Below are 15,376 nucleotides of genomic sequence, written 5' to 3' on the forward strand. Positions count from 1 at the left end.
AGAACTGACAGCCCTGCTTGACCACGTGAGCCACTCCCACCCACTAGTCGCCCCAACCTGACCAACCAGCGACTAGCCAACTGACTGCCGCCCAGTCAAGGCACCGGCATCAAAGCGAATCTGGGTGGGGCAGATCACCGTCTCGCACGACACCCGCCGGGTACCGGTCAGTAGCGGGCGCCAATATGGTCCGGCACCGGAATCGCCAGTGGAGCACCGGCAGTCTGGCCAGCACCTCTGGCCGATGTACTGGCTACTCCGCCAACGAGGCGCCGCAGACTTCAAAGCCACCAGAGCGAAAATCCTTGTAGAGAACCGCTCAGAGCAACCGCTAACCATCACCAACATCACGGTCCACAAGGCTCAAGAAGGCTCTCCCTTCAGCACTGGTTGGGTCAGGTATCCCCCAGCAGGTGCAGCGGAGGCGCTGGTTCTGGATTTCCTCCTCGACGAGGAGGCCTCGTCCGGTCACGTGAGTGTGACGTCGTCGGAAGTGCCGATGTCGAAGCAGACGACGTCACCGGGCTCCAGCTCACTCGTGGGCCTCCCCCTGACGGAGAGCTCGATACGACCGGACAGTACGACGGCCAGGTGGCAGCCGAGGGTCGGAAGCGCGGGCATGTCGTCTGTCCGAAGCCGGGCGAGCCAGAAGCCCGATGCCGGGGATGACGTCGTAGGGCCCCTTGTCCCTGGCGTCGCGGTAGGGGAGGAGGATCTGACGCACATCCGCGGCTCCGGAGACGTCAGTGACGTGCAGTACGCGCACTTCGGGCCTGGGCCGTTTCTGGCGTGTACTTGCCGCTCAGCTGCGGTGCGGTGCCGTCGAGGCCCGCGAGGGCGCGGTCGTGGCGCGTTTCGCGCTTCCAGGTGCGCTTGAGGTCGTCGTGCACGTTGATGCGCAGTCGTCCCAGACCGCCGACCTCGAGTTCGACGACGTCACCGTGCATGAGCGGGTGCAGGCCGCCATGGGTGGTTCCGGTGGCCACCAGGTCACCGGGTTCGAGGGTGTGCAGCGAGGAGACGAACGCGATCGACTCGGCGACGCTGTAGGCCATGTCGTCGGTGTTGAAGTCCTGCATCAGGGTGCCGTTGGTCCACAGGCGCACCGGCAGGTTCTGCGGATCCGGCACCTCGTCGGCGGTCACCAGGAAGGGGCCGATCGGGCAGAAGGTCTCACGGGACTTCATCTGGTAGAAGGCGTTCTGCCGGGGCGGGATACCTCGGGCAGAGCCGTCGATGAGGTTGGTGTACCCGAAGACGTGGTCCAGCGCCTCGTCGACGGACACGTTCTGCGCCCGCCGCCCGATGACGACGGCGAGCTCGGCCTCCCCTTCGAACACCGTCGCGGGGATGTCGGGCAGCACCATCCGGTCGCCGTGGCCCACGATCGAGTGGGGCGTCTTGGGGAAACCGTTGATGGGGGGACGCTCGGTGGCGCCCTCCATGTAGTTGCGTGCCATGCAGTCGATGTTCAGCGGCCGCGGGACCGGCGGCCGGACACGGACGGAGTCCAGCGGGACGCCGGTACCTTGTTCGGCCACCTGCCGGATCTTGTCCTCGAACTCCGACCATCGTGTGATGACGGTCGTCAGCAGTTCCTGCGGGTGCGCCGGGGCCAGGTCCGCGACGGCACCGCTCACGTCGATGACGGCGTCGCCGTCGTATACGCCCAGCTTGAAGTCATTGAAGAAGAGGAGCTTCACGCGTTTTCCCTTCGAGGTTGGTCGAGATTGGTCGGTACGAACCGGCCGTACTGGCCTCGGAAGAAGACCAGGGCCCGTCCGTCCTGCGCGGATGCGAGGTCCAGCACCCGCGCGACCGCGATCGTGTGGTCGCCGGCGTCGTGTTCCTCGACCAGCTCGCAGTCGAGCCAGGCAATCGCGTCGTCGAGCAGCTTGCGCACACCCAGCCGGACCACCGTGCGCCCGCTGTACCACCACGTCTCCTGGTACAGGCGCTCGACGCCCGGCCCGATGGCGAGCACCGTGCCCGCCGCCTCCTTGCCGGGCGTGAAACGGGTCTCCGGCAGGTACTGGTAACCACCCTCGACGACCAGGACTGGCGCAGTTGAGGCCGGCCGCCCGCACGGCGATCACTGGCTCGCCGATCCCGGCTCGGTGTCGGGCAGCCCTTCGACCTCGACCACGACGTCGTCGACCGTGCCGAAACGAAGAACCCGCGCCGCGCGCATCACTCGGCACTGCTCGGCCAGACGGTATCCGGCACCGGCAGCAGTTCGGGCACCGCAGCCGCCGAGGCCGCCGGACGGAGCGCGGCGGCGATCGGGCTGTGCAGCGCGCCGACGTCGACCTGCGCCCCGACGACCCGGTGCGGCGAATCGATCCGCACCAGCTTTGTGTCCACGGCCTCGTCGAAGGTGGCGACGACGCTCGTGCACGCGTCCTCGTCGGCGAAGACGGCGTGCCACTCGGCGGCGCTGCGCCCGGCCACCAGTTCGGCGATCACGCTGATCACGGCGGCCTCCTTCCCCTCGTCGTCGACGCAGTACGCGGGGGCCCCGACCAACGTCAGGAACCGCCTCCAGAACCGCTCCTCGAGCGCGGCGACTGCCAGGTGCCGGCCGTCGGCGGTGGGGTAGATGCGGTAGCGCGGGCTGCCGCCGGTGAGTAGTTCGCCCCCGGGACGTGGCCACTGCCTGCTGGCCTGATGGGTCGCGAAGTACCCGTACGCCAGCACCTGCAGGTTGTGCGCCATGGAGACGTCCAGGTGCGCGCCGCTGCCGGTGCGCTCGCGCTGGTGCAGGGCCAACAGGATGTTCAGGACGGCCGGGTAGGTGCCACCGGCGATGTCGGCGAGCACGGAGGGCGGCAGAGGCGGATGGCCGGCGCTGTCCCGGACGACGTTCAGCAGACCGGATTCGGCCAGGTAGTTCAGGTCGTGCCCGGCGCGGGACGCCTGCGGCGAGGACTGCCCGTAGCCGGTGATCGAACAGTAGACGACCGTGGGGTTCAGGGCGCGCACGTCGTCGTATCCCAGGCCCAGCCGACGGGCCACGCCGGGGCGGAACTGCTCGACGACGATGTCCGCGACGGCGGCCATCCCCCGCACCTTCCGCAGGGTCGCCGGATCCTTGAGGTCAGCGGCGAATGCCCGCTTGCCCCGGTTGAGGAGGGCGTAGTTCGCGCTGGTCGGGCCGAGCCGCGGCTCGTACGAGCGCATCTCGTCACCGGCCGGTGGACGCTCGATCCGCACGACGTCGGCGCCGGCGTCGGCGAGGATCAGCGTCGCGAGCGGCCCGGGCAGCAGCGTCGACAGGTCCAGGACCCGCAGGCCCTCCAGCGGATTCACGGCTGCTCCGAGGCGAGCTCACGGAGCCGGAACTTCTGGATCTTGCCGCTCTGCGTGGTGGGCAGGGCGTCGAGCAGGATCAGCCGCTCCGGCAGGTAGTGCTTCGACAGCCCGGCGTCCAGGAGGTAGGCGCAGAGCTGCGGCAAGTCCAAGCTCGCGCCGGACACCAGAGAGAGCACGGCGCAGACGCGCTCGCCGAGCCGCTCGTCCGGGTAGGCGACCAGCGCGGCGTTGAGCACGTCGGGGTGCTCGAACAGGAGCGTCTCGACGTCGGTGACCGGGATGTTCTCCCCGCCGCGGATGATGATGTCCCTGGTCCGCCCTTGGATGGTCAGCCAGCCGTGCTCGTCCAGCGAGGCGATGTCACCGGTGCGGAACCACAGGTCGTCCGTGAAAGCCTCCGCGGTCGCCTCCGGCCGGTTGAAGTAGCCGATCGTCACGCCCGGTCCGCGCATCAGGAGGTCGCCGACGACGCCCGGGGGAAGGTCGCGTAGCTGCTTGTCCACGACCCGTACACCGGATCCGGTGAACGCCGAACCATCCGTGTGCAGGATCCCGTCGGCCTCGCGGGGGGTGCAGGACGTGAGGATGCCGCACTCGGTCATGCCCCAGGCCGGCGCGGTGTACGCCCCGAACGCGGCGGCGGCCCGGGCCGGCAGCGTCCGGGGCACCGTGGAGCCGGCGACGACGAGGCAGCTCAGCGGGCAGCTCCGGTCTCCCGCCAGATCGGTCCGCAGCAGATCCTGCAGGAAGGTCGGCGCGCCGAAGAACGCCGTCACCCCTTCGGCGCGGATGACGTCCGCCGCCCACGCCGGAGCCCACCGCTCGACGAGCACGGCGGTGCCCGCCAGATAGGTGTTGAACAGGATTCCCCAGGCGTAGCCCGTGTGGTGGCCCATGGGAGAGGCGACGAGTTGCACCATCGGCTGACCGAACCGATCCGGGCCGACGTGCTCGGCGAGGGCTTGCGCCGTGTAGGTCAGCGTCTCGTGCGAGTGCATCGCGCCTTTGGGGGGGCCGGTGGTCCCCGAGGTGAAGCCAAGGTAGCAGGCCGCAGTCGGGTCCGGACTCTCGAAGGCGCGGTCGCGGGCAGTCGTCAGCCGCGACCAGGGGATCTCGCCGTCCACCAGTTCGCGCCCCGCGTCGTCGACGACGATCACCGAGTTCAGCGTCGGCACTGCGGCGCGCAGCGTCCGGGAGAGCGCGAGCAGGTCGGTGGAGTGCCAGGAGGCCTGCACGACGAGGACCCGCGCGCCGCTCTGCTGCAGGATGGACCGGGCCTGCAGCTCGCCGTAGGCCACCGGAATGCCGGTGTACGTGGCGCCCGTCTCGTTGATCGCGAACGCCAGCGTCGAGTACTCGACGCGGTTGGCCAGCATGACCGCCACCACGTCGCCGCGTCCGACGCCGACGGAGGCCAAGCCGGACGCCACCCGGGAACTGTCGGCGTCGAGTTCGGCGTAGGTGCGGCGGACCGGCTCGGCGCCGCCCCGGTAACCGCACACCGCTGTCCGGTCCGGGTATTTGGCGGCGGTATCGGAGAGCAGCGACCGGAGCGTGCGGCCCGGCCAGTAGCCGGCGGCGCGGAACTCCGCCGCCACCTCGGCGGTGATGACGGAAGTGTTCACCTTTACCCCTTCAGTAGGCCGGCCGCGTAGCGACGGCAGCCGGCGGCGTCGCAGGCGGCGCGCAGCGACACGGCGTCCCGCAGCAGCCGTTCCATGCCGTATTCGGCGAGGTAGCCGTAGCCGCCGTGCAGTTGCACCGCGCCGGCGGTCGCGGCGACGGCGGCCTCGCACGCCGCGTCGGCCAGCGCCGCCGCGTGTCCTGGCTTGACCTCGGCCGGCGACAGGCTCCTGACCTCGGTCAATCCGGCCGTTCGCGCGCCGAGGTAGAGGGCGTCGCGCACGGTGGCGAGGTCGGTGAGCGGGGCGCCGAACTGCCGGCGGGCGCCGCAGTAGCGCAGTGCCGCGTTGTTGGCGGCTTCGGACAAGCCGGACGCCACTGCCGCCGCGCCGAGTCGGAGGATCGTCCGCGCCGCGCTCACGTCCGCGCCCTCGATCGGATGACCGGCGGCGTGTGTGGACACCCGGCCGGTGCAGCCGCCGGCCAGTCCGGTGGCGCGTAGTGGCTCGAACGTCGTCGCCTCGGGTGGGAGAACCGTGGCGCGGTCGGGTTCCAGCACAATGACCCAGGGATGGACTGCGCCCGCGTCGACGCGGTCCACGGTTGGGGTGACCGCCACTCCGACCGCCCCGCTGTGGAGCTGATCGAGCAGGTCGCCCCAGCGCGGTGCCCCGTCGAGCACGGCCAGGGCCGCCTGCGCCTGCACCGATGCCCAGGCGAGAGCGGCCCAGGTGTGCGCCAGTCGCTGAACGACCGCCGCGGCGACGACCGCGTCTCCGTCCACGGTCCACAGGCCCAGCTCGCCGAGCTGGGCCCGCAACCGGGCGACGCTCTCCTGCTCGGTGCCGGGCCGCGGTGCGCCCTCGTCGGCGACCAGCTTGTCGACGACCTCGACGACGTCGGCCACCTCTGTCGAAACGCTCATGTCCAGGACTTCCCCGGGTCGGGAGCCCGGCGGTCGGCGAACGCGGCACCCGCCTCGTGCGCCTCGGCGGTGGTCAGGTAGAGGCTGAGCTGCTGGTCGTGCGCCATCCGGGCCTGGCCGGAGACGCCGTTGTGGCGGGCCGAGAACGCCGCCTTGAGTGCGCCGAGGGCCAGTGGGCTGCGGGTGGCGATCTCGGCCGCGACCTCCAGGGCCCGCTCGCGGAGCCGCTCGGCCGGCACGACCTCGTTCACCAACCCCATGGCCAGCGCCTGCTCGGCGCTGTACTTCCGGTTGAGATACCACATCTCCTTGGCCCGCTTGCGCCCGATCGTGTCCTCCAGGTACCAGCTGCCGTAGCCGGCGTCGAAGCTGCCGACGAGCGGCCCGACCTGACGGAACACTGCCTTCTCCGAGGCGATCGACAGGTCGCAGACGGTCTGCAGCACCTGCCCGCCGCCGACAGCGAAGCCGTTCACGGCCGCGATGATCGGCTTCGCGATGGTGTCGATCGCCTGGTAGACATCGATGATCGGCAGCACCTGCGACTGGTCCAGCGAGGTGACCGGCTCGTGCTCACCGCCGATGCAGAAGAACTTGTCGCCGGCGCCGGTCAGCACCGCCACCCGCAGCGACGGGTCGAGCCGGAAGGTCTGGAGCGCGGCGGACAGCTCGAGGCACGTCTGGTGCCGGAACTTGTTGCCCGACTCGGGCCGGTCGAGGGTGAGAACGAACGTCGTGCCGACCCGCTCGGTGCGGATGTCTTCGAAATCCTCGCTCACGAGTCACTTCCTTCCATGCCGGTGCGGAAACCGGAGCCGCACTTGTTGCCCAGGCGTCCGGCGACGACCATCTGCTGGAGCAGCGGAGGAGGCGTGAACCGCGGATCGCGCGTGGCCTCGTACGCGCTCTCGGTGGCGTGGCGGTGCACGTCGAGCCCGATCAGGTCCAGCAGCTCCAGCGGTCCGAGCTTGTGGCCCAGGCCGAGCGTGATGGCCACGTCGATGTCCTCGGCGGAGGCCAGCTCGTTGTCGAACTCCTGGATGACGTCGTTCAGGTACGGCATCAGCAGGTGGTTCACGAGGAAGCCCGGCCGGTCTTTCACCACGACCGGCGTCTTGCCCAGCGACTCGACGAAGGCGGTCAGCCGCTCGATCAGCGCCCCCGGAGTCTGTAGCGCCTGCACCACCTCGATCACCCGCATCAGCGGGGCGGGGTTGAAGAAGTGTAGCCCCCCGAACCTGGTCGGATCCGGAACGGCGGCGGCCAGATCGGACACCGACAGCGCGGACGTGTTCGTCACCAGGACGCTGTGTGCACCGACGACCGCGGCGACACTGGTGAACAGTTCCCGCTTGGCGTCGCGGTTCTCGACGACCGCCTCGATCACGAGGTCACTGCCGGCCAGGTCGGCGATGGACGTGGTGGTGCGAATCCGGGAAAGCGTCTCGTCGCGGGCGGCCTCGGTGACCTTTCCCCGGGCGACGCCGGTGTCGAGGAAGGCGCGGACCCGGTCGGTGCCGGCGGTGGCGCGTTCCTCGTCCGTTTCCAGCACCGTGACCTCGTAGCGCGACTGCGCCACGAGCTGGGCGATGCCGGCGCCCATGGTGCCCATGCCGAGCACTGCGACCTGGTTGATTTGTGGGTCCATCATCTACTCCTGGATCGGACTCAGCTGCCGAACAGCTGCTGAGAGTCGGCGTAGTCGTAGAAGCCGCGGCCGACTTTGCGGCCCAGGTCGCCGGCCGCGACCATGCGGTCGACCATGGGCGGCGGGTAGAACCGCGGGTCGCGCAACTGTTCGTAGAGCCGCATGGCGACCTGCTGGTGGATGTCCAGGCCGACGATGTCCAGCAACCGGAACGGCCCCATCGGGTGGCCGAGCGCGCCGGTCACGGCCGCGTCGATGGATTCCTTGGTGCCCAACCCCGCGTCCAGGGCGGCGATGACGCTGTTCTCCCAGGGGATCAGGAACCGGTTGACGATGAAGCCGGGCCTGTCCTTGGTGATCACCGACGTTTTCGCGACGGACTTCAGGAAGTCCAGCGTCGCGTCCCGGGCCCAGTCGGCGGTGTGTCGGCCGGGGACGACCTCGACCAGCTTCATCAACGGCGCCGGGTTGCAGTAGTGCGTTCCGACGACCCGCTCGGGCAGCTTCGACCCGGAGGCGATCCCGGTCACCGACAGTGTCGAGGTGTTGGTGTGGAGCAGGGTGCGGTCCGAGACCACGGCGTCCAGCCGGCCGAAGAGGTCCTTCTTCGCGCCGAGATCCTCGAAGATCGCTTCGATGACCACGGTGGCCGGGGCGAGGTCGCCGAGGTCGACCGACCCTTCGACCCGTTCCGTGGCGGCGGCGCCGTCGGCCTCGGACAGTTTGCCCAGCTCGACGCTACGGGCGAAGAAGTCGCGCACGGCCGCCAGTCCGTTCTCGACGCGGCCGGGGTCGACGTCGTGAACGATCGTCCGGTGGCCGGCGCGGGCGGCCACGGTGGCGATGCCGGAGCCCATCGTCCCGGCGCCGACGACAGCGACGACGTGGTCACTCATTCGTTGTCTCCCTTGTAAGTCACCGGACGTTGTCTCCTTTGTGAGTCACCGGACGATTTGCCCGCCGTCGATGACGATCACCTCGCCGGTCATGAAGTCCGACTCCCTGCCCGCCAGCAGCAACAGCCACGGCGCCAGCTCGTCGGGCTCGCCGAAACGACGGGCCGGGATGGCGCGCACCACGCGGTCCATCACCTGGGCATCGGCCCGCAGTTCGGCGTTGAGCGGCGTGGCGAAGTAACCGGGGGCCAGCGCGTTGACCTGGATGCCGTAACGGGCCCATTCGATGGCCATCGACCGGGTGAACGCCACGACGCCCGCCTTCGACGCGCTGTACGCCGCGTGATCGGTCACGCCTTGGAAGGCGAAGTTGGACGCGATGTTGACGACCTTGCCCGAGCGCTGCGGCACCAGGTGCCGGCCGGCCGCCCGGGTCGCCAGGTAGGTGCCGCGCAGGTTGGTGTCGATGATCCGGTCCCACTCGTCGGGGTCCTGGTCGAGCAGCGGCGTGCTGGCCACGATCCCGGAGTTGTTGACCAGGATGTCGAGCCGGCCGAAGTGCGCGACGGTGGTCTCGATCAGCGCGTCGACCGAATCCACGTCGGTCACGTCGGTGGGGCAGGCCAGCGCTTCGCGCCCGGCCTCCTTCTGCTCGGCGACGAACGCGTCCAGCTCCGTGCCGGTGCGGGCGGCAACCGTCACCTTGGCGCCACGCGCGCACAGGGCGGCGGCCATGGCCCGTCCGAGGCCGCGCCCCGCTCCGGTGACAATCGCGGTCTTGCCGGCCAGCGAGGTCATACGGGACTCTCCAATAGCTTGGCGGTGTCGCGGGCGACCAGCAGCCGCTGTACCTCGTTGCTGCCGTCGTAGATCTGGGTCACCTTGACGTCGCGCAGGCAGCGTTCGACGCCGAGCTCGACCAGGTCGCCGTAGGGGCCGAGCAACCGCACGGCTTCGGTCGTGACGAGCCAGCCGAGATCGGTGCAGCTCTGCTTCATCATCGCGACCTGGCCGGTGGAGGCCGTGCCGGTCGCGTCGATCTGCCGTGCTATCGAGAGCAACAGCAGCCGACCCTGCAAGATCTGGGCGCGCAGTCCGGCCAGCGCGAACCGGGCGTCGTCGGGCACCGCCGAGCCGTGGATCTGCCGGAGCGCGGCATGCGTTCGGCCGAATGCGGCGCGGGCCAGGCCGACGCCCTGGGCCGCCGCGCTGACCCGCGACTTCACCACCGAGCGCAGGAGGACCGCCCAGCCCTCGCGTTCGGCGCCGAGCAGGTGGTCGGCGGGCACCTCGACGTCGTCGAAGAACAACTCGGCTGTCGTCGAGCCGTGCATGCCCATCTTCGACAGCGGTGCCCCGCGCCGGAGTCCGGGGGTGTCGCCCGGGAGCACGAATGCGGTGATGCCTTTGTTCCCCAGCGTTCGGTCCACGGTGGCGAAGCAGATGATCACGCCTGAGCGGTCTCCGGTGGTGATGAAGGTCTTCGAGCCGTTGATGACGTAGCCGCCGTCCGGTCGGGCGACCGCGCGGGTGCGCAGCGCGGCGGCGTCGCTGCCGGCGTCCGGCTCGGTGATCGCCAGCGAGCCGTAGATCGCTCCGGACGCGAGCCGCGGTACGTAGCGCTCGGCGAGGTCCTTCGTGCCGGCGGTCAGGATGGAGTACGCGGCGTGCGTCTGCGTCATGTAGACGAGGCTGGTCGCGCCGCAGCCCGCGGCGATCTCCTCGACCGCGAGGGCGTAGGAGACGTGTGAGTCGTCGGTGCCGCCCAGGCGCTCGGGGATCAGCAGTCCGCCCCACCCCGCCGCGCACAGCGCCTGGACGCTCTGGTGGACGAAGTCGTGCTCGGCGTCGGCGCGGGGGGCGCGGGGGGCGACCTCGCGTCCGACCAGGTCGCGGATCTCGGCCCGGACCTGGCGCTCGCGCGCGCCGAGCAGGGCGTCGGCCGCGGGCTCGTCGAGCCGGTTCCAGAAGTCGACCCAGTCATCCAGGTTCATCGTCGGGCCTCGAACTTCGGCGTCTCCCGAGCGGTGAAGGCCCGGATGCCCTCGGCCCCCTCGGCGGAGCTGACGGCGTCGGCCGCGAGCCGGGTCTCCATGGACAGTCCTCCATCGAGGGTCTGGTCGGCGGCGAGGTCGATCAGCCGGAGCACCTTCGCGGCGGCACGCGGACCTCGGTCGGCGATCTCGGTGGCGAGCTGGATCGCGTACTCCAGCAGCTGATCTCCCGGCACCGGTGGCACGGGTGTGATGCCCCACTGGTGGGCCTGACCGGCCTTGACACGTCGACCGGTGAGCGCCACGAAGCGGGCCACTGCCGGGCCTGCGACGCGGGCGAGGCGCTGTGTCCCGCCGTAACCCGGGATCAGGCCGAGACCGGTTTCCGGCAGTCCGAGCGAAGCCCGTTCCGCCAGCACCGGGAATGAGCAGGCGAGGGCCAGTTCGAACCCGCCACCCAGCGCCAGGCCGTTGACCGCCGCGATCACCGGCACTTCGCTCTGCTCGACGGCCCGAAACGCCGCTTGGCCGGCGGCCAGCACCCGGGTCGCCGCGGCGTTGTCCAGGCCGGTGAGCTCGTTGAGGTCGGCGCCGGCGCTGAACGCCTTCTCCCCGGTGCCGGTGAGGACGATCGCACGGACCCCGCCGTCGTCCGCCAGGCCGGTGACCGCCTCGGCGAGCTTCGCGGCCAGGCCGCTGTGCAGCGCGTTGTGCACCTGCGGCCGGTTGATCCGAACGACGGCGACGCGCCCCCGCTCCACCACCAGCTCGTCAGAACTCATAGCCGGCCTCGCTCAGTACCTCACGGGTGTGCTCGCCGAGTTCGGGGAAGCGCTCGTTGCGTGGCTGCGGGATCGACGCGAGCCTAAACGGGCTCCTGATCGAGACCGCGGCGTCGTGCCCGGGTACCGGCAGCAGGCTGCCCCGCGCCACCACCTGCGGGTCGGCCACCACCTCCGAGAGGCGCTGCACCAGCGAGCACGGGATCTTCGCCGCACCCAGCAGGTCGAGCCACTCCCGCGCCGGACGCGTGCCGAGCACCACCGAGACCGCTTTGACCAGGCGTTCGCGCTGTGCTCGCCGGCCGGCGTTGTCGGCCAGGGCCGGGTCTTCGGCCAGCTCGGGCAGCCCGACCACGGCGCAGAATCGGCGCCACAGCGCGTCGTTCCCGATCGCGATCACCAACTCGCGGTCGGCGGTGCCGAACGCCTGGTACATCGCGAGCACGGAGTCGGTTCCCCCGCTCGGCGCAGGTTCCGGCTCGCCGGCCCGGTAGGCGGCGAGCCGCGGGCCCATGAGCGCCAGGTCGGAATCCAGCAGCGAGACGTCGATCAGGTCGCCCTCGGCGGTTTCCCGCTGCCGGACGGCGGCGGCCGAGATGGCCAGCGCGGCGCACATCCCGGTGACGATGTCCGACAGCGCCGTCGACACCCGTTGCGGTGTGCCGCCCTTGGCGCCGGTGACCGACATCAGACCCGAGCGGGCCTGCGCCACCAGGTCGTAGCCGGGACTCGCGGCGTCCGGGCCGTCGAGGCCGAAGCCGGAGAGCGAGCAATAGATCAGCCGGGGGTACCGCCGCCGCAGCGTGTCGCCGTCGATGCCGAGCTTGCCGAGCTTCGCCGGGTTGACGTTCTGGATGAAGACGTCGGCACCCTCGAGGAGCAGGTCGAGGGCCGCGCGTCCGTCGGGCCGGGCGATGTCCAGTGAGACCGACCGCTTGTTGCGGTTGGCCGACGCGAACCACGCCGAGGTCCCGCCGAGGAACGGCGGACCCCAGGCGCGTGCGTCGTCGCCGCTCGGGCGTTCGATCTTGACGACGTCCGCGCCCAGATCGGCCAGGTACATCGCGGCGGTCGGTCCGGCGTAGGACGTCGTCATGTCCAAGACCCGCAACCCCGCCAGGGGGCCGGTAGCAGAACGCTGGATCACGTAGGCCTCCGCTCTTATGAACTCACGGCCGGAGTCTGCTGACCGCGGATGACGCTGACGGGGAAGTTGTTCTGGCCAGCGGCACAGCGGATCTCGCGTCGGACGGTTTCGTGGGGTGGAACGCGAGCGTCGACTCGGGCCCGAGCGCGAGTGAGAGTGGCCGCGGTGTTGCGGGTGCTCGATGACGCGAAAAGAGGGTGGCGAGTTGTTTGACTCCGTCGTGGTGGGTGGCGGCCTGGGCGGTATGGTCGCCGCCCGCAGGCTGCAAGAACTTGGCATGGACGCGCTGGTGATCGAGAAGGGCGCCGTCGAGGGCGGGTTGAACAACGCTCGCATCTCCGGTGGGTTGATCCACCTGGCGTGGGCGGCCATGGACGATGCTCCGGCCGCCCTGCGGGCCAAGCTCGATTCGGAGACCGACGGCGAGATCGACCCCGCCCTCGCGGACGTCCTCGCGGCTCAGGCCGGCCCTTCGATGACCTGGCTGGCCGGGCAGGGCGTCGAGACTCGGGTGAAGGGCGATGCCGTCTACATGAAGCACGCGCTCTACCCGCACCGGCCGGGAACCGGCCGCCGGATCCGCCCGGAGTTCGGGCCGGACAAGATGATCACCACGCTCTACCGGAATTTCCGCGCGGCGGGCGGCACCATCTCCCTCGACTCCGCGGCCACCGGTCTCGTCCGCAACGGAGACTCGTGGACGGTGTCGTACCGGTCCGGGGACGGCCGCGAGCAGAGCGTCGAGGCCCGCACGGTGATCGTGGCCGACGGCGGCTTCCAGGCCAACGCGGAGATGCTCAGCCGCTACGTGGGCCCCAACGCGGGCCTCTGCGCGCTCCGGGCGATGGGTTCCGCGACCGGCGACGGGCTGCGGATGCTGATGGCTGCCGGCGCCGGCGCCGCCGGGCTCGGCCGGGTCTACGGCCACATGGTCTCGTACGACGCCATCACCAACGACGAGCTATGGCCCTATCCGGCCCTCGACAAGCTGTGCATGCAGTCCGCGCTGATCGAGCGGAGCGGGCGTCTGGTCAACCACTCCGCGACGACGGGCGTCGAGCTGGTGACGCTGCTCGCGCGGTCCGAAGACCCGCGCGGCTACACCGCGGTCTTCGACGACGAACTCTGGCAGACCGCGGGCAAGGACAACCCGTACAACACCGCGGTGCCCAACCCTGACCTCGTCGAGCGCGGGGGCCACCACCGCGCGGCCGACACGCTCGAAGGACTGGCCGACGAACTCGGCCTGTCCGCAGCTGCCCTGGTCGCCGCGGTCGAGGCGCACAACGCCGACCCGCAGCACCAGCGGATCACCCGGGCACCCTTCCACGCGGCCCGGGTCGTACCCGGCATCACCTTCACGATGGGCGGCGTGCGGATCGACGCCGACGCCAAGGTCCTGACGCCGGACGGCCTGCCCCTTCCCGGTCTGTACGCGACCGGCAGCACGGTCGGCGGCGTCCACGGTGGCCCGCACGGCGGCTACCTGGGCGGATTGGCGGTGGCCATCGAGTTCGGTCTCATCGCCGCCGAGGCGATCGCCTCGGCTTCTGACATCGGCCGGCTCCCGGCCGGCTCGACCAGTGGGAGGTCCTGACATGTACGGATGGCGCGGCAAGATCGGGCTGCTCGTCCCCTCGCTCAACACCACCATGGAGCACGACTTCCACCGCTTGGCGCCCGACGGCGTCAGCGTGCACGTGACCCGTGTGCCGACCGAGGCCGAGGGGACGATCGAGGCCCTGGAGGAGATGGGACGCAGCGCACGGCAGAGCGCCGAGCTGCTCGCGCCCGCGCGTCCGCAGGTCGCGGTCTTCGGCTGCACCTCGGCGAGCTTCGTCAATGGCGCGGAGTGGACGGCGGAGCTCGAAGCAGGCGTCGCCGAGACGATCGGCTGCCCGGTCATCTCCACGGCCAGTGCGATGACTTCGGCGCTGGAGTCCGTCGGCGCCACGAAGGTCGCGGTGCTGACGCCGTACGTCCAGGCCACCAACGAACGGCTGCGGACGTACCTCACGGCCGGGGGCCTGGACGTCGTCGACCTCAAGGGCCTGGAGATTCTCGACATGTACTCGCATGCCGACATCTCCAGCGAGGACCTGGAGAAGGCCGCGCTCCAGCTCGACACCAAGGACGCCGACGCCGTCTTCATCGCCTGCACGCAGCTCAAGGCCGTGGACATCCTGGACTCGCTGGAGCGCCGGCTGAAGCTACCGGCGATCAGCGCCGTACAGAGCAGCCTGTGGGCGGCGCTGCGGGTACTCGGTGAGTTCCCGGTGGCCGGCTACGGCTCCCTGCTCGCCGGCAGCGCGAAGGCCGCATAAATGAGCTGCCTGTATGTGGTGCGCTGCAACTTCTCCGATCCCGCGCAGTGCGACGCCTGGCAGCGGTGGTATAGCGGGGAGAAGCAGGACTGGCTGCTCTCTCGGCCCGGCTTCCTGGCCGGCCAGCGGTTCGCGGCCGTCCGGTCCACCGACGGCGTCGAGTTCCTGGCGCTCTACGCGCTTGAATCGCCCGATGCGCTGAAGACGCCGGAATACAACTCCGGCTGGGGCTGGGGCGCTTGGCGTCCGTACATCATCGACTGGTCCCGGAACCTGTTCGACGGCGTCGAGCCGGAGACCTTCCTCACCAAGGAGGACGAGCTGCTCCGGGCGGTGTTCGTCACTTCGTCCGAAGCAGTCGACACAAACCCGGATCTGCAGTGGACCCGCGTCCAGCCCGGTCTGGACGGGTCGCTCGTCGCTCTCGGGCTGGGCCGCACCACCGGGGAACCCACGGCCACCGAAGGCACCGAGGAGGGACTGTTCCGCCCGGCCTCGCGGGCGCGATACAGCTCGTGACGTCCGGTGCTCCCCGTCGGCGACTCCAGGCCGGCGTCGTCGGGTTCGACGAGGTCGAGCGGGTCACCCTGCTCAACCTCGTCGTCGGCGCCGGTACGCCCGCCCGGCGCGGCTCGACCCGGTCGAGGACTCGGTAGGCACCAGGCCACCCGACAGGCTCTGAGTCCATCGCCTCGTCCACGGGGATGTTGTCCCCGTGGACGCCC

General features: G+C 70.3%; 17 protein-coding genes. 4 read left to right on the top strand and 13 right to left on the bottom strand.

Translation table 11 applies throughout. The features are described from left to right. Positions 1–468 precede the first annotated feature (468 nt). The 13 genes from AC559T_RS22595 to AC559T_RS22655 form a co-directional block, all read right to left on the bottom strand. On the bottom strand, positions 469–621 hold the full coding sequence (locus AC559T_RS22595; RefSeq protein WP_498870022.1) for a hypothetical protein: 153 nt from the start codon (positions 619–621) through the stop codon (positions 469–471). Between the two features lie 122 nt (positions 622–743). Continuing rightward, entirely contained in the window at positions 744–1,703 is a 960-nt protein-coding gene (locus AC559T_RS22600; RefSeq protein WP_498870023.1) for a fumarylacetoacetate hydrolase family protein, read from the bottom strand. Continuing rightward, positions 1,700–1,984, bottom strand: coding sequence for a flavin reductase family protein (locus AC559T_RS22605; RefSeq protein WP_498870024.1), 285 nt, complete (start codon positions 1,982–1,984; stop codon positions 1,700–1,702). Before AC559T_RS22605 ends, AC559T_RS22600 begins: the two co-directional genes overlap by 4 nt. Positions 1,985–2,190: 206 nt before the next feature. Further along, positions 2,191–3,309 (bottom strand): CaiB/BaiF CoA transferase family protein, encoded by a 1,119-nt coding sequence (locus tag AC559T_RS22610; protein WP_498870025.1) that lies wholly within the window; start codon positions 3,307–3,309, stop codon positions 2,191–2,193. After that, positions 3,306–4,937 carry an AMP-binding protein gene (locus tag AC559T_RS22615; RefSeq protein WP_498870026.1) on the bottom strand — a complete coding sequence of 544 codons (1,632 nt, stop codon included), beginning with the start codon at positions 4,935–4,937 and terminating at the stop codon, positions 3,306–3,308. The genes AC559T_RS22610 and AC559T_RS22615 overlap by 4 nt, the downstream gene beginning before the upstream one ends. 2 nt (positions 4,938–4,939) lie before the next feature. After that, positions 4,940–5,860, bottom strand: coding sequence for an acyl-CoA dehydrogenase family protein (locus AC559T_RS22620; RefSeq protein WP_498870027.1), 921 nt, complete (start codon positions 5,858–5,860; stop codon positions 4,940–4,942). Next, positions 5,857–6,639, bottom strand: coding sequence for an enoyl-CoA hydratase-related protein (locus AC559T_RS22625; protein WP_498870028.1), 783 nt, complete (start codon positions 6,637–6,639; stop codon positions 5,857–5,859). The genes AC559T_RS22620 and AC559T_RS22625 overlap by 4 nt, the downstream gene beginning before the upstream one ends. Next, positions 6,636–7,511 (bottom strand): 3-hydroxyacyl-CoA dehydrogenase family protein, encoded by an 876-nt coding sequence (locus AC559T_RS22630; RefSeq protein WP_498870029.1) that lies wholly within the window; start codon positions 7,509–7,511, stop codon positions 6,636–6,638. The genes AC559T_RS22625 and AC559T_RS22630 overlap by 4 nt, the downstream gene beginning before the upstream one ends. 17 nt (positions 7,512–7,528) lie before the next feature. Next, positions 7,529–8,404 carry a 3-hydroxyacyl-CoA dehydrogenase family protein gene (locus AC559T_RS22635; protein ID WP_498870030.1) on the bottom strand — a complete coding sequence of 292 codons (876 nt, stop codon included), beginning with the start codon at positions 8,402–8,404 and terminating at the stop codon, positions 7,529–7,531. 45 nt (positions 8,405–8,449) lie between these two features. Beyond that, complete coding sequence (locus tag AC559T_RS22640; RefSeq protein WP_498870031.1) at positions 8,450–9,202, bottom strand: SDR family NAD(P)-dependent oxidoreductase; 753 nt, start codon at positions 9,200–9,202, stop codon at positions 8,450–8,452. Beyond that, a complete protein-coding gene (locus tag AC559T_RS22645; RefSeq protein ID WP_498870032.1) occupies positions 9,199–10,398 on the bottom strand; it encodes an acyl-CoA dehydrogenase family protein in 1,200 nt (399 codons plus the stop codon). The genes AC559T_RS22640 and AC559T_RS22645 overlap by 4 nt, the downstream gene beginning before the upstream one ends. Further along, entirely contained in the window at positions 10,395–11,180 is a 786-nt protein-coding gene (locus AC559T_RS22650) for an enoyl-CoA hydratase/isomerase family protein (protein WP_498870033.1), read from the bottom strand. The genes AC559T_RS22645 and AC559T_RS22650 overlap by 4 nt, the downstream gene beginning before the upstream one ends. Further along, positions 11,170–12,606: a CaiB/BaiF CoA transferase family protein gene (locus AC559T_RS22655; protein ID WP_498870034.1), complete on the bottom strand. Its 1,437-nt coding sequence runs from the start codon at positions 12,604–12,606 to the stop codon at positions 11,170–11,172. The genes AC559T_RS22650 and AC559T_RS22655 overlap by 11 nt, the downstream gene beginning before the upstream one ends. Between AC559T_RS22655 and AC559T_RS22660 the strand changes: the two genes are divergently transcribed. Genes AC559T_RS22660 through AC559T_RS22675 form a run of 4 tightly spaced genes read left to right on the top strand, consistent with a single transcriptional unit; the run spans position 12,533 to position 15,307 of the window. Beyond that, positions 12,533–13,924 carry an FAD-dependent oxidoreductase gene (locus AC559T_RS22660; RefSeq protein ID WP_498870035.1) on the top strand — a complete coding sequence of 464 codons (1,392 nt, stop codon included), beginning with the start codon at positions 12,533–12,535 and terminating at the stop codon, positions 13,922–13,924. The two genes, AC559T_RS22655 and AC559T_RS22660, sit on opposite strands and share 74 nt — an antisense overlap. Position 13,925: 1 nt before the next feature. Continuing rightward, the gene (locus tag AC559T_RS22665; RefSeq protein WP_498870036.1) at positions 13,926–14,651 is read left to right on the top strand and encodes a maleate cis-trans isomerase family protein; all 726 of its coding nucleotides are present in this window, start codon (positions 13,926–13,928) and stop codon (positions 14,649–14,651) included. Continuing rightward, positions 14,652–15,170: a hypothetical protein gene (locus AC559T_RS22670; protein ID WP_498870037.1), complete on the top strand. Its 519-nt coding sequence runs from the start codon at positions 14,652–14,654 to the stop codon at positions 15,168–15,170. It begins immediately after the preceding gene. Continuing rightward, complete coding sequence (locus AC559T_RS22675; RefSeq protein WP_498870038.1) at positions 15,167–15,307, top strand: hypothetical protein; 141 nt, start codon at positions 15,167–15,169, stop codon at positions 15,305–15,307. Before AC559T_RS22670 ends, AC559T_RS22675 begins: the two co-directional genes overlap by 4 nt. Positions 15,308–15,376: the final 69 nt, after the last annotated feature.

It is taken from the genome of Frankia sp. Hr75.2, from assembly GCF_949319125.1.
Lineage (GTDB): Bacteria > Actinomycetota > Actinomycetes > Frankiales > Frankiaceae > Parafrankia > Parafrankia soli.